The sequence below is a fragment of the Nitrospira sp. genome (assembly GCA_035968315.1).
Classification (GTDB): domain Bacteria; phylum Nitrospirota; class Nitrospiria; order Nitrospirales; family Nitrospiraceae; genus Nitrospira_D.
The window spans coordinates 300,497-314,611 of record JAVYIN010000005.1 but is presented as its reverse complement, the minus strand read 5'-3'; the positions used below and the strand labels follow the sequence as shown (position 1 = coordinate 314,611).

General features: G+C 60.5%; 17 protein-coding genes. 8 read left to right on the top strand and 9 right to left on the bottom strand.

Annotated features, from left to right (window positions below; all coding sequences use genetic code 11):
- Positions 1-10: 10 nt before the first annotated feature.
- Together RI101_05100 and RI101_05095 are read right to left on the bottom strand one after the other, a co-directional pair.
- A complete protein-coding gene (locus tag RI101_05100) occupies positions 11-223 on the bottom strand; it encodes a hypothetical protein (GenBank protein ID MEC4889418.1) in 213 nt (70 codons plus the stop codon).
- Positions 224-787: 564 nt separating this feature from the next.
- Positions 788-1,081: a hypothetical protein gene (locus RI101_05095; protein MEC4889417.1), complete on the bottom strand. Its 294-nt coding sequence runs from the start codon at positions 1,079-1,081 to the stop codon at positions 788-790.
- 649 nt (positions 1,082-1,730) lie between these two features.
- Between RI101_05095 and RI101_05090 the strand changes: the two genes are divergently transcribed.
- From RI101_05090 to RI101_05075, 4 genes are all read left to right on the top strand, one after another.
- Entirely contained in the window at positions 1,731-2,069 is a 339-nt protein-coding gene (locus RI101_05090; GenBank protein MEC4889416.1) for a hypothetical protein, read from the top strand.
- Positions 2,070-2,366: 297 nt separating this feature from the next.
- On the top strand, positions 2,367-2,558 hold the full coding sequence (locus RI101_05085) for a hypothetical protein (protein ID MEC4889415.1): 192 nt from the start codon (positions 2,367-2,369) through the stop codon (positions 2,556-2,558).
- Positions 2,559-2,815: 257 nt separating this feature from the next.
- Positions 2,816-3,154 carry an RNA-binding protein gene (locus RI101_05080; GenBank protein MEC4889414.1) on the top strand — a complete coding sequence of 113 codons (339 nt, stop codon included), beginning with the start codon at positions 2,816-2,818 and terminating at the stop codon, positions 3,152-3,154.
- A gap of 71 nt (positions 3,155-3,225) precedes the next feature.
- Positions 3,226-4,083, top strand: a complete 858-nt coding sequence (locus RI101_05075) for a fatty acid desaturase (protein MEC4889413.1) — start codon at positions 3,226-3,228, stop codon at positions 4,081-4,083.
- 154 nt (positions 4,084-4,237) lie between these two features.
- Here the strand turns inward: RI101_05075 and RI101_05070 are convergent, their stop codons facing one another.
- The 7 genes from RI101_05070 to RI101_05040 form a co-directional block, all read right to left on the bottom strand.
- A complete protein-coding gene (locus tag RI101_05070; protein ID MEC4889412.1) occupies positions 4,238-4,420 on the bottom strand; it encodes a hypothetical protein in 183 nt (60 codons plus the stop codon).
- Between the two features lie 41 nt (positions 4,421-4,461).
- Positions 4,462-4,806 (bottom strand): hypothetical protein, encoded by a 345-nt coding sequence (locus RI101_05065; GenBank protein MEC4889411.1) that lies wholly within the window; start codon positions 4,804-4,806, stop codon positions 4,462-4,464.
- Positions 4,807-4,881: 75 nt separating this feature from the next.
- Entirely contained in the window at positions 4,882-5,124 is a 243-nt protein-coding gene (locus RI101_05060) for a hypothetical protein (GenBank protein MEC4889410.1), read from the bottom strand.
- A 245-nt stretch (positions 5,125-5,369) separates the two neighbouring features.
- On the bottom strand, positions 5,370-6,728 hold the full coding sequence (locus tag RI101_05055; GenBank protein ID MEC4889409.1) for a DUF3422 family protein: 1,359 nt from the start codon (positions 6,726-6,728) through the stop codon (positions 5,370-5,372).
- Between the two features lie 63 nt (positions 6,729-6,791).
- A complete protein-coding gene (locus tag RI101_05050) occupies positions 6,792-7,967 on the bottom strand; it encodes a methyltransferase domain-containing protein (protein MEC4889408.1) in 1,176 nt (391 codons plus the stop codon).
- Between the two features lie 133 nt (positions 7,968-8,100).
- Positions 8,101-9,468: a glutamate-5-semialdehyde dehydrogenase gene (locus tag RI101_05045; protein MEC4889407.1), complete on the bottom strand. Its 1,368-nt coding sequence runs from the start codon at positions 9,466-9,468 to the stop codon at positions 8,101-8,103.
- Positions 9,469-9,589: 121 nt separating this feature from the next.
- The gene (locus tag RI101_05040) at positions 9,590-10,861 is read right to left on the bottom strand and encodes an MFS transporter (protein ID MEC4889406.1); all 1,272 of its coding nucleotides are present in this window, start codon (positions 10,859-10,861) and stop codon (positions 9,590-9,592) included.
- Between the two features lie 99 nt (positions 10,862-10,960).
- On the opposite strand from RI101_05040, the gene RI101_05035 reads away from it, so the two are divergent.
- The 4 genes from RI101_05035 (at position 10,961) to gnd (ending at position 14,107) form a co-directional block, all read left to right on the top strand.
- A complete protein-coding gene (locus RI101_05035; protein ID MEC4889405.1) occupies positions 10,961-11,992 on the top strand; it encodes a GntG family PLP-dependent aldolase in 1,032 nt (343 codons plus the stop codon).
- Between the two features lie 66 nt (positions 11,993-12,058).
- Positions 12,059-12,283 carry a hypothetical protein gene (locus RI101_05030; GenBank protein ID MEC4889404.1) on the top strand — a complete coding sequence of 75 codons (225 nt, stop codon included), beginning with the start codon at positions 12,059-12,061 and terminating at the stop codon, positions 12,281-12,283.
- Between the two features lie 2 nt (positions 12,284-12,285).
- A complete protein-coding gene (locus RI101_05025) occupies positions 12,286-13,071 on the top strand; it encodes a hypothetical protein (GenBank protein MEC4889403.1) in 786 nt (261 codons plus the stop codon).
- A gap of 142 nt (positions 13,072-13,213) precedes the next feature.
- Positions 13,214-14,107: a decarboxylating 6-phosphogluconate dehydrogenase gene (gene gnd / locus RI101_05020; GenBank protein ID MEC4889402.1), complete on the top strand. Its 894-nt coding sequence runs from the start codon at positions 13,214-13,216 to the stop codon at positions 14,105-14,107.
- Positions 14,108-14,115 lie beyond the last annotated feature (8 nt).

Genomic DNA, 14,115 nt, shown 5'->3' with positions numbered 1-14,115 from the left:
GCAGGGTGAGCTATCGCCCCCGGTTCAGCGAATAGGATCCGCTCGACGGCAAGACGGGAGCATGCACGCTGTCCACGGTCTGTTGCAGTTCACGCAAGGCCTGAGCGATCTGTTTGGCCGAGCAATGACGCAAGGCATGAAGGCTCTTCCCCGTCCATAGCCGAAGGCCCTTTTGCGGGGAACCATTCAATGTCAGCACATAGGTCCGTTGTGTCTGTTTCATACCGTCCTCCGTTGTGTTGATAGCACTGCCTCACTGGCCTCCCTGGGGATCAGCGTTTCGAGGCCACGGCTCTCCTGAGGGCATCGATGATCGCAAGGATCACCGAACCCATCACGAGGCCCGCCGGCCAGATCGCCTCCCAGTTCCACACCGTCATGCTCCCTTCCAGCGGCGCCAGCCCCCATCACTCCGTGGCCCTGCCAAGAACCCGGGCGCCGCTCTTCGGCCTCCCTTTGCCTGGATGCACGGGAGGAGCCCCGGGAACCCTGGCCCGGCTCCGAGGCGGAGACTGGTGGCTCGCTCGATTGGCTTGAATGCCGGGATCCGTCGTCTCACCACAGAGCAGACACCGCCAGCCTCCCACGGCATCCTGACTCGACGCATCTCTCAGCTCGATGGCCATCATCAGCCCTTGGCATCGTAAACACTTCATACACGCGCCCTACCTTCTTTTAATGATGTTGCCGTCTCGATTGCTCCATTGCTGGGAGGAGCCAGGACATCTTCAGGGCCAGCCGTTCCTTCCGGGATGGCTGGCCACATCAGATACGGTGCTGCACAGACTCAGAACTTCAACGCATCTGCGCTCAGCGTGCGGGCCCCCTCCTCATGCGTACAGCTCCGTTCAGCCAACAGGCGTTGTCCAACCGTCGCCACCGCGGGAATTCTTGCCAAGCAGGCCTTGAGCGTATCCTCTACTGCGCCCGTTGCAACCTGGCTCAGCGCGTTCGCTTGCACAGACACCCGCGCGCCTTTCTCCACCTGATCAGCCGCATCGCTTGACAGCGCCATCCACGGCCCCATCGCCAGCACGACCGAGAGCCCCAGGACTTGTGTCGCGAACCATTTGGTTGTCATCGCGCTCCTCCTCATTTCACATCGGGTCCACAGTTGGCACTTCAGGATGGACCCATTCCATGAAGCGCATGCGAACGTGCACGTTCTCCGAGATCAAAGATGCACCGCGGACCAGACCCTGATACCGTTCAATTCACTCGCACACAATTGAAGGCGCTGCGGGCGCACGGAGTTCGAGAGGACGACGGAGACCGAGGGATCAGACGCGCTGAGGAAGATGGGGATGCGCGAGAGATGGGAGAATCGACAGAGTTTACAATACCATAATTTTCATTATCATTCTACAAGCCACCGAAAGAACCGGCAACATGCGTCCTTGCAAACAAAGAATCGGATATTGAGCGAGACATGACGCCCGTTGCCCATACTCCATTCCACCATCTCTATCATCGCGGCAATAGTACTGCTCCGCGTTCGCTATTTACCCAAGTGCGTGGTACAGTGACTGCATCAGTGCATCCCGCATGCTCGTACTCCCTCATCATTCCGTCCGTTCCCTCTGCGCCGGCGCGCGATCGTTCTGACAGTCTGCACCGTTCCTCCGTCATCGCTTGCGGCGCATGCCAGAGTGGCATGCGCCTGGTTATCGAAGTGGCCCGCCCTTCAGCCGAAGGCGGAAGATCAGGATGAAGGCATAAGGAGACCCCGCATGACGACTGTATCACCCCATCCCGCACGCACAGAGAAGCCCTGGGTCCGCATTCCCGATGGGACCATGGTTCGGCATCGCCAGGAAGGACATGACGGCATCATCGATGGCCTGACAGAATTCGTTTCGGGGCCTGAGCGGAATCCTGACGGAAAAACGCAATACCGGCTCAATGTCGGCTCTCCGACCCGGCAACTGGTCACGGAACACGACCTTTCCATTCTGCTCGACAAAGAGAACCTGATCATCATGGCGCGGCAGAAAGAACCCTATCGCCGCTCTGTGACCGCACACCTGCGGAGCGCATTCGCCGACGACCGTTTTGTACGGTCCGCCTGATTCAGGGCGGGCCTCGCGGCCGAATAGAGGCCGTCACCCAACGAGGGAGCATGACTGAGATCTGCTATTCCAAGGGGAAAAAGATTATTCTTCTTCCGGAACAAAACAGGCAGGGAATCTGGTTCTGCCGTTTTACGATTCCGGGACTAGTGGAGGCCCCTCCCCGCGAATCCGGCAAGAACTCCCCTGATGGCTACAAGTCCGAATGGGAGGCCAAGACAGCCGCATACGAAGCAGCCAAGCGGGCCATCGACTCCGTGATAGAGGGTGCGAATAACCGCATCCCGGGAGGATCTCATGGGCCACACCTCACTCAAAAAACGGCATCGGCAACACACACAACAGGAACGGCAGCAGGCCAAGGCGTTGCGCCGCGACCAACGGAAACAGGAAAAGCCGGCCCTCATCCGGGTCGCCGGTGAGGAGGACCCGGATCTCAAAGGCATGGTGCCAGGTCCGCAGCGGCCGCCCGACAACAACGAGCCCTAACCGCACAGACGGCCGCCCGCATGCGGAATTCGCCGAGACATTCGCTTATTCCCGGAAGGCGTGCTAGGATATACCTGTTTCAACGCGGCGGGCCTCGCATGGAACATCTCATCGAACGGCCCATCACCGATGTTGTTGTCACCGAGAATCTGATCGGAAGTCTGACCTAAGCCGCCTTCATGATTGCGTCTTTGGCCCATTCCTCCCCTCTCCTGCTCGAGTCTCAGACAATATCATTCTCAGAAGGAGGAACCCCCATGGGTTCAAAATTGTATGTCGGCGGCTTGCCCTACTCGGCGACCGAAACGCAGCTCACCACTTTGTTTGCCACGCACGGCACCGTTGAGTCGGCGCGCGTGATTGCGGACAAGTTCACCGGACAATCGCGGGGCTTCGGCTTCGTCGAAATGTCGACCCCTGAAGAAGCCAAGGCAGCCATTGCAGCCTTGAACGGATCCCAGATGGACGGCCGCTCCTTGACCGTGAACGAAGCCAAGCCCCAAGAACCCCGCACCGGCGGCGGTGGCGGCGGCGGACGGTTCAGCGGCGGCGGCGGTGGACGCGGGAACGATTTCGGCAGCCGCAGCCGGTTCTAACGCCACACGGCGGATCGCAGAGGGGCGCCTCACCGAGGCGCCCCTCTCTCACCTCTCAGAGGATCTCTGCGATGACCTCAGCCTCCGAATCCTCGCCAACATGCACCCGCAGCAGGCCCAATTACCTGACAATGGCCTTGTTTGCACTCGTCTCATTGGGAACGGTCATCGGCGTCCCAGCCTTCGCCTACTGGTATGGATACACGTGGGTAGACTGGACGATGTTCGGACTGCTGTATGTCATGACGGGGTTGGGCATTACGGTCGGCTACCATCGCCTAATGGCGCACCGCAGCTTCGATTGCCCCGATTGGGTCAAGGCGGGGTTCTTAATCGCCGGCGGATGGGCGCTTGAAAACTCCGCGCTCAAATGGGCGGCCGATCATATCCGCCACCATGCCTGCTGCGACCAAGAAGCCGATCCGTATAATGCGCAGCGCGGGTTTTGGTATAGCCACTGCGGATGGCTGTTTTTCAAAGATCTGAACGCCAACGAAAAATATGCCTCACGCCTTCGGCAGGACCCTGTCGTCATGTGGCAGCATCGGCACTATCTGCTCATCGTCCTCTCGGGCCTCGCGCTCACGTTTGTCGTGGGCTTTCTTCACAACGGGTGGATCGGCGGCCTGGGATGTTTCCTGCTGGCCGGGGTGGGACGAACCTTTGCCGTGCTGAATTCAACCTTTTGCATCAACTCGGTCTGCCATCTCTGGGGAAACCAGCCGCACGGCCAAGCCGACTCCAGCCGCGACAGCTGGCTGGTCTCGCTGCTGACATTCGGCGAAGGCTACCATAACTATCACCACACCCATCAAAGCGACTACCGCAACGGCCCCCGGTGGTACAACTTCGACCCGTCAAAATGGTTGATCTATACCCTGTCCAAACTCGGCTTAGCCTCCTCCCTTCGCACGGCGCCCAACACATAACACCGCAGCCGCGTCTGCGGCGCGCACAACGCGGCGCGCGGCTCTCAGACGCTTCCGATGAATTCTGTCCTGGGGTGCTCTACTGAACCAGCACTGAGACCGGCCATTCGAAGATAGCCGGCCTCAGGAATGACGGGATAAAACGGGAGCGCGCTTATTTACCGGTAGGCCGCTTCGGCTTCTTCGGCCGGTCCGCTTCCGACGACTCCCCTTGCGAGAGCAGATCTTCAACCTGTCCTTCGTTGCATGTGAGATCATCGGAATCCCGAATGGGCATCACCGGATCGATTTTCTTCGCCGTCTTCTCATCTCGTGGACTCTTGGATGTCTCTTGCATTGGTCTATCCTTGCGCAGCAACCCGCTACCGTTGAATGGCCTTACTCCCAGATCCGATGCACTTCGCTCACATGCTCAACCCCGTCCGTCTTGCCGATCTGCCACTGCACCCCGTCGGGAATCGCCACAACTTTGAGTTCGGCGCAATGGCCATTGGCATCGGCACAGAGCTCTTCCACGACACGGACGAGCATGGCATCATTGCGCGGAACGAGTTGTCCGCACTGATTCAAACTCGGTTCGCGCGGCCCGGCGGCTTGCGGCCAATAGGCGCCGCGATTCGTCTCCTGCAGCGCCTCCGCCTGCCCCAATTCCCGCAACCGCATGAATGCCTTATGGCTCAAACAAAACCGATCGACACTGGTATTGATCACGATCTTTTGCATCGCTCGATCTCCTTTCTCCCATATATCTCTGCGCACCGGGCACGGCCCCGGCGCGATAATCGACCGATCGATCGACTACGCCACCGGCTTGGGGTCTTGATAGCCGATGTAATTCCCCGTCCAATGTGAATAGCGGCGATTGGCCCAGGTGCTGACTTCCTCCTGCTCCACAGCCCCATACCGTTTCTGAAGCACCGTGGCGAAGGCCGCCAGATCGCCCTGGATTTCCAGAAGATCTTGATCGGTAATCTTCTCCCATTTTGTCTTCAGCGGAGCCTTCAATTGATCCCAGAACTGTCCGAATTGTTCCTGATTCATCGCGCACTCCTTTGTGATGAGATGACAGACGGATCCCCGATGACACGATCAACAGACCGGAACGGACAGAGACCGCGTGCACGAAGATCGATACGCTGGCGTAGAAGCGGCGGAGACCGGGGAATCAGACGCGCCGGCACGAAACAGGAAAGAATGCGCGAGAGATGGGACAGTCGGCGTGGCTCAATACGTCATAAACCACCCTACAGGGCAAGGCGCTGCACTGTCAATGTCGATTGGGCCGGCTACGCCGGAGGTTTCTCGCCGGAGAGCTTCTTGTGCAAATACTTGCGGCTGAGCGTGGTGATGAGAAACGCGAGTCCGACGGCGATGGGAACGAATACGGCGGACGCCACATTCGCATTGTGCAGCCAGCCCAATTCATGAAACCCCTTGAAGAGATACGCGGCCAGTCCGCTCAAGTAATAGGCAATCACGATGACGGAGAGGCCCTCGACCGTATGCTGGAGAATGGCCTGGCTCTTGGTCGTCTTATCCACGCTCGTGAGCAACGCCAGATTCTGCGCTTCCAGCATCAAATCGACCCGGGCCCGAATGATCGAGATGATCCCTTCGAATCCGCTGCCCAGCGTCTCCATCCGCTTCAAGAGCTGCTGATAGCCCTCCGCCACGCCGGTCACTCCGCTCAGCACATAGTCGGACACAGGCCGATACGACACCAGCGGCCGCTCCGCCAGCGACGCCAATGTGGCGTGCACAATCTTATCGTAGGGCAATGACGCCGATAGCTCGAAGTGCAACCGTCCGGCCAGCCGATTCGTCTTCAACAAATCCTGCGTCAGGCTGTTCAGCCATCGCTGCAACGTCAGCGAGTCGGCGTGGCCGATATGCCCAGTAATAATTTCGCGCTGCTGCATATGGACCTGCTCGAACTTATGGACCGAGTCGATCGCGGCCGAGAACAGCGGCTTCTGCATCAGCAATAGATGATAATACGTTTCGATCCGCACGATTGCATCCACGATATCCTTCAGATGCGAGGCCTCGGTCCGCCCTGACCCGACGCTGACCAGATAGCGCTCACGCCGCTGCTCGTCCGGCGTAAAACTCGTCACCAGCGACGTGGCCTCGTCAAAAATCTTGCTCCCATAGATCACCGGGCCCGGCAGAACCGCAGACAGTTCATCCCGCGAAGGAATGGCCTCGGCCCGCAAGACAATGTCCAGTCGGCACACCTCAAGCCCCAAGGGCGTGACCGGAAACCGGTAGTCGGGAAAGAGCAGCGGCCCAAAACTGACCGTGGCGGCCGCACCGACGGGAAGGTGCCACAACTGATAACTGTAGTACTCCGTGTGGGCCTGCCACACGACGATCAAGCGATCCCCATTCCCCGCGACCTTGACGCCGTACCCAAACGTGTCCCGCAGCACCGTGTGATTCGGCGCCATCTGAAACGACTCGACGATGCGGCGAAATTCCTCACGGCTGGCCGGCCGGTCAGTCGGAGGGTCGGCCATCCGAAACGCCTTGTAATGCACATGCGCCGGCACACGCAGCCACTCCGTCAGCGGAATCTGCGGCCGCTCATGCAGCTTTCTCAAAAGTTCGTCCGTGCCGGCTTTCTTGTCGTCTGGTTGCTCCACAATGCCCTCACAAATGACGCGCATCTTAGCGCAATTCAGGATCGATTCGCTATTCGAACCGGATCATGCCGCCTGCACAATCTCCTGATAATACCCTTCCAGATCGGCCACACGATCCGGCGGAACGATCACCAATTGCCGCTGATCAAAGGTGTTCGCACAATACAGATAGATTCCGCCTGCAATCCTGCCAAGCTCGACGTGCAACTGGCGCCCGTCGGCCTCTTGTCGCGTGCACTCGTTCAACACCATGCGATCCGTGAGTTGTTCCCACGCCCGCTGCGCCGACGGCCAATGATTTTCGTAGAGCGGCGCATGCGGATCCTGAGACTGCCGCACCGTGGCGTCAAACAGAAGGCCCTCATCAGGCTCCGGCGACTCATCCCAGGCGCCATTCCCTGGCTGGCGTTCGCCCAGCACATAGAATGGCCCATCGTCGGCCACTTCCTCCACAAGCCGGTACCGGACAGGTTCCGGCTGTTCGGCCAAATGCCACCCTCGCGCCGCCAGCGCACGCTGAAACGGCACCCGCCGCGCCAACTGACTGGTTTTCTCGAACAGGATCACCCTGGCTCCTGGCGCCAGGAGGCTTGCCAGCCGATCGAGTCGAGAGCCGAGCCCGGTGCGCCGTTCAAAGTCCGCCTGCTGAAGACCATCGCGATCCCGTTCGAACGTCTCCCAGCTCCGGCTTGGCACGCCGGGATCCTGTTCCGCCTGCACCAGCGCGTGCGTGGCGACAATCAGATCATAGGAGCGGCGCGGAGAGACGGCATCGAGATCCGCGCAATGAAAACGGACATTCGTCAAGCCCAGCCGCTCCGCCTGCTCCTGCGCCCTCGCGATGGAGGCCGGCGAGCGATCGATCCCGACGAATTCCGCCTGTGGGTACTGCTGCGCATAGAAGGTCGTCAGAATCCCGATTCCGCAGCCGACATCCAATACCGTCTGCGCCGGAGATAGGCGGGCGGCCACACGCGCTCCGATCTCGCAGTAATACTCGTAGCGCTGGCTGTAGAGAACGGGCAGGATGTGAGGCTGCGCCGTCAGATCGTAAAACGCGATGTCGTCACAGAGCGCCCCGCTCCGTTTGCGTTCGACCTGCTGATTGAGCTGATTGAGATCGGCGGAAGAAAACGCGTCCCGCTGCCAGGCGAAATAGTCGGCATCGGACAGCACATGCCGAAGTCCCCATCGTGCCAGGTGGGCATGAAGTTGGTCGAGCAAGACAGAACTGTTCATGCGCCTCTCGCTAGAGGATGTTCAAACAGTCTGCCTGCAAGGCCGCAGTGAATGAGGGGCCGAGGCGTACTGAGTTAGTACGTCGAGGGTCCGAATGAAACGAGAACGCAGCAAGCGGGCTGTTTCAACATCCTCACGCACGCTTCAGCATGATCGCGTCTTCATAGGTATCCGGCACCGGATGCGGGTACCGCAACTGCCCGCCGCCAAGCACGACATACTTTTCGTTCGTCAGCTGCTCCACCCCGATCGGCCCCTTCGTCTGCACGCGCGAGAGATTTAGTCCGATATCCGGCCCCGCCCCATAGCTATCGCCCGCATTCAGCCGCGTTGAGGCATTCACCATCACCGCCGTCGCATCAACCTCGCGGGTAAACCGCATGGCGTGATTATAATCGGAGGTGGCAATCACCGCCGTCAGACAAGGGCCGTGCTGGGCAATGTGCGCGAGCGCGTCGTCGAGATCGGCCACCATCTTGATCGCCAAGACCGGCGCCAGGAACTGCCTGTGCCAATCTTCCTCCGTCGCCGGCTCGACCGCCTGATGGCCGGTCATGGCCATCTGCCCCATCATCGCCACGGTTTTGGGACAGCCGATCACCCGGATCTTATATTCATCGAGCAGCCGGCGAATCAATGCAGGCAAAAACGGCCTGGCCACCGCCTGCTGGACTAACAGCGTATCGATCGAATTCGGCGCGGACGCCTGTTGAATTTTTGAATTGATAATCACGTTCTGGGCCATGGGGATATCGGCATCGGCATCGACGTAGGCATGGCTGATCCCGCCGTCGTAGCACAAGATCGGCATCTTCGCCGAGTCCAGCACGGCCTTGCGCAGGCCCGCACCGCCGCGAGGGATAATCCCGTCCACGCTCTTGCCGGCCCGCATGATGTCCATGGCGACTTCTTTTTCCGGCCGGTCGATCAGCAGCCACGCGCCGGACGGCACCCCCGCCTGCTCCGCCGCCTCACGCAAGCCCCGTTCGATCGCCTGATGGGTCCGGTTCCATTCAAACGCCGGGCGAAACACACACACATTGCCGGACTTGAGACAGAGGGCGAGCGACTCCACGGTGATCAGGGGTTTCAATTCGGAAATGACCGCGATCACCCCGATGGGCACACGCACCCGGCTGACCAGCAGACCATCCGGCCGTTCCCACCGTTTCGTCACCGCCCCAACGGGATCAGGCAGATCAGCGATCTGGCGCAGGCGATCAGCCATTTCTTTCACATCGTCCGCAGTCACTCGCACGCGGGTCACCGCTTCCTTCACCCGTTCGCCCCGTGCGCCTTCCCCCAGCAGGGTCTTGCCGACCGCCTCTACATCGAGCTTGTTAGCCGCTAAAATCTGTTCCTCGTCCTGCTCCAGCCGATCGGCCATCGCGCGCAGCGCCTTCTCCTTGACCGGCCCGGAAAGCAACGAGAGCGGACCCACGACATCCCGGCATGTTTTCAACAGCTTATCGATGTACATCTTAACGGGAACTTCAGGCATATCGGAGCCCCTTTTCTGAGAAAAGTCGTCGCAGAATACCGCGCGGACTATAGCATGCGATTTTTTCGAGAGTAAAGCCGAGCCTGCGCCCGATGCGCATTCCATGACGCACCGCCGACGCTTATCCAACCTGCGGCGGGACACGCTTGCCATGCTCCGACGCCAGCCACCGGCTCAGCCAGGCCCAGAGCACCATCACCGGAATAAGGGCCCACGCGATTTGCAGCGTCGTCACCCCCAGCGCCTTGACGCCCGTCACCAGCCACCCGGTTGAGGCATCGCCCCCACGCGAGACCGCTGTATCGATGAAGTTCTTGGCCTTATATTTCTCTTCCCGGCTCACGACCGTAAAGAGCATTTCCCGCGCCGGTTTGGACAACGCATATTCCCCTACACGCCGCACGACGGAAAAAATGACGTAGACGACGAGCCCTGGCCAGAGCGCGATCCCAAGAAATCCGGCCAGACTGACGACGGGAAGAACCAGCAAGGCCGCCACCAGGCCAAACCGGCCAACCAGGCGATGGGTGATCAGGACCTGCGTCAGCCAGGTCAGGATATTCGTCGCAAAATCCATTGCGGAAAAGAGCCGCGTTCGCGCCTCTGGCGTCGCCACATACTCAGCCACCAGACGCACCTGTTCAAAGTAGAGAAAGGTGGCGGTCATCGTGAGCATCGCCAGATACCCACAAATCCCCAGCAGGTAGGGAGAGGCCAAGGCCAACCGGATGCCTGCCAGGACTCCACCGCCGAGCGGCTCCCCGGCCGGGGCCTGCCGCCCTGCCGCCCGGTCACGGCTCCACCGCTCCAACCGGTAGATGCAACCCATGCACGCCAACAAAAACAGTCCCGACACCAGCATCAGTACCGGGACCGGACACAGATAGGTCAGGCCGGTTGTCAGCAGCGGCCCCACGAGCGCGCCCGTGCTCCCGCCCGCGGCAATCACCCCGAACAGCCGCACCCCCTGCTCCGGCGTGAAGAGATCAGCCATCAAACTCCAGAAGACGGACACGACAAACAGATTAAACACGGAGAGCCAGACGAAGAACACACGCGCGATCCATTCAGGATGCCACTGGCTCGTCATGGCCGCAAAAAAACACAGGAGATGGACGATAAAGAAGAGATAGACCGACAACAGCAGCCGGGCACGGGAATAGCGCGCCGAAACAAATCCAAACAGGGGTGTCGCGACCAGGAGGGTCAGGAACGTGCCCGTCATCATCCAGGGAAGATGCTGCACGCCGCCCTCGATCGCCATCTCATCGCGCACGGGACGCAGAATGTAGTAACCGCAGAGCAAACAGAAGAAATAGACGAACGACCAGAGCAGCGGCGCCCGCTCGTCCGCTTCGACCTTGGCCCATGTCCAGAATCGCTCAAGCAGCATGGCCTCGTCCTATCACGCGAAGACAGTGCCCGACCGTTCTCCTCTCCTGCAAGGAGAAAATTTGCTACAATGCGCCGACATCTTTCTTCTGGAGGAGCCATGATCGATCTTCGCAGCGACACCGTCACCCTCCCGACCGACGCCATGCGCAACGCCATGGCACGGGCCGAAGTCGGCGATGACGTCTACGGCGAAGATCCCACGGTCAACCGCCTCCAAGAAATGGCCGCCGCGCTGCTGGGCAAACGCGCGGCCCTCTTCGTGCCCTCCGGCACCATGGCGAACCAGCTCGCCATTCGCGTCCATACCCAGCCGGGACAAGAAGTCATCGTCGAGAGCACGGCCCACATCGTGCGCTACGAACAGGGGGCCGCCGGCGCCCTGGCGGGCGTGCAATTGCATTGGGTCACGGGCGACCGCGGGATCATGACGGCGGATCAGGTCGAAGCGGCTATCCGGCCGAAAGATCCCTACAGCATCCCCACCGGCTTGATCTGTCTCGAGAACACACACAACAGCGGAGGCGGCACCATCTACTCCCTCTCCACCATCGAAAAGATTCGCGCCATCGCGACGAAACACGGCATCCCCATGCACCTCGACGGCGCGCGGTTGTTCAACGCCGTGGCCGCCACGACGCTGCCGCCCGCGACCTATGCGCAGCATTTTGAAACCGTCTCCTTTTGCCTCTCAAAAGGCCTCGGCGCGCCGGCCGGCTCGCTGCTGGTCTCCAGCGATAGTCAGCTCATCGACAAGGCCCGCCGCTTCCGCCGCATGTACGGCGGCGCCATGCGCCAGGCCGGGATCCTCGCGGCGGCGGGCATCCATGCGCTCGACCACCATGTGGCGCGATTGAAAGACGATCACGACCACGCCAAACGGCTCGCGCGCGCCCTGTACCAGATGCCGGCCGTCCGCATCGCGCCGCAGCATGTCGAAACCAATATCGTCATGTTCGAGATTCCCGAACATCGCCTCACGCCCGCCGAACTGGTCGCACAGCTCAAGCAAGAGGGCCTGCTCATCCATACCGTCGGCGGGCACCGGTTCCGAGCCGTGACCCATCTCAACATCACCGCGAAACAGATCGACGCGGCGGTCGAAATCTTCGCACGAGTCCTCGGCTCCTGAGGCGCGTCCGTTGACACCTCCTGCCGCGGCTCCTACAATGCGGACTATTACCTATCGAGAGATCGTATGCCGCTCCACATGGTGTCGTTCCAACAAATCAGCCGCATTCTCGACGTGACCGATGGGCTCGGCCTCAACCGGGAATGGGTCGAAATCCCTCTCTCGCCGGAAAGCCCAGGGCTCGTGCGCAAACTGACCAACGGCAAACTGGAAATCGTGGTCGATGCGGACCAGCCGTTCGACCAATGGCTCATGTCGCTTCCGGCTCAAATCCAGCAGGCGCACGGATAATTATGGACTCGCACGTATCAGCACCGATCCCCACGCGGGAAGAACTCAACGCCGAGCTGCTGGAGGTACCGGAACCGCCCGAGCAACCGGCGACACCCGAGCCCCCCGGATTCGACGATAGCGTCGCCATCGCGCTCAAACATATCCGCGGGCGCCGCGGCGGCGACCTCGTCGGCATTCTCATGGTCGGGTCCGGCGCACGCCGCGCCATCACCCCGCACAGCGATATCGATCTGATCGCACTGGTCAAAGGAGACCGGGAAGGGCATGAAATCCTCCGGGCCGGGGAACGCCTGGTCGATATCCGCTACTACGGATACAAACTCGTTGAGGACGAACTCGCCTACTCATTCGTGCTGCCCTCGCTCCTGCGAAAAGCCCGTATCCTGCACGACCACGAGGGAATCAGCGCCACCCTCATCGAGAAAGCCAGCCAGCGATTCCGAAAAGGGCCGCCGGCCACCTCCATGAACGAACAGATCCGCATCAAAGCGGAATGCCTGCACTGGCTGGGCAAAGCCCAGGACGTCCTGGATAAGCCGGCGCTCGCGCAATACCTGCTCAATACGTTTTTTGAGGAGTCCACCCAGGCCTTCTTTCGGATTCGGGGATTCTGGCTGACCGCTCCTGTGGATATCCATCGTTTCATGTCGTCCCGTGAACCGGCGCTTGCCGATCTGGCCGCCCGCTTCCTCCTCGCCTCCAACGTGGCCGACCGGCTTAACTTTGGGCGGCAATTTGCCGATCTACTCTTTAAAGACATCCCCAATCCAGCACGCATCGACTAGGACGGTCGTGCCACTGAGCGGATGTCCTGTGTGCCTGGTACGGCCGAATCGTCACCACGAGCGGACTCGCTTCGCGGAGTGTCCGCTCAGGCAATAGCGAACACCACTCAGCCATCACCTATACGTACGCGAAGGAGCTGCCATGGAACTCGGATTCATCGGGCTTGGCAAAATGGGCATGAACATGGTCACGCGATTACGCCGCGACCAGCATCGTGTCGTCGTCTTCGACCGGTCGGCCGATCTGGTCACGCAGGCTGAGGGCCAGGGCTGCATCGCCTCGTCCTCGCTCGCCGATCTCGTTGGCAAACTCAGCGCCCCGCGAACGGTGTGGATCATGGTCCCCTCGGGCATGCCGACAGAAGAGACCGTACACGCCGTCGCCGCCCTGCTCCATCCAGGCGACACCATCATTGATGGTGGAAATACCCGGTTCCATGACGATGTCCGTCGAGCCGCTGAGCTCAAAGCCAGACAGATCCATTACATCGATGCCGGCACCAGCGGCGGCATCTGGGGACTGAAAGTGGGGTATTGCCTCATGATTGGCGGGGAGGAGGCTCCGATCAAGCGGCTCACACCGCTCTTCACGACACTCGCCCCCGAGAACGGCTGGGCCCATGTCGGCGGCCACGGCGCCGGACACTATGTGAAAATGGTGCACAACGGCATCGAGTACAGCATGATGCAGGGCTATGCCGAAGGGTTTGAGCTGATGTCCAAGAGTGAATACCACCTCGACCTGGGCCGCATCGCCGACTTGTGGATGCACGGCAGTGTGGTGCGCTCATGGCTCTTGGAGCTGGCGGTCAGCGCGCTCAAGGACGACCCCAAACTGGAGAAGCTCAAAGGCTTTGTGCAGGACTCAGGAGAAGGCCGCTGGATGATTGCCGACGCCATCGAAAAAGATGTGCCGGTCCCGACGCTCACGACCGCCCTCTTTACCCGATTCCGGTCGCGGCAGGAACAATCCTTTGCCGAGAAGATGCTGGCGGCGCTACGGAATGCCTTCGGCGGCCACGCCGTACGCCGGTAATCACACGA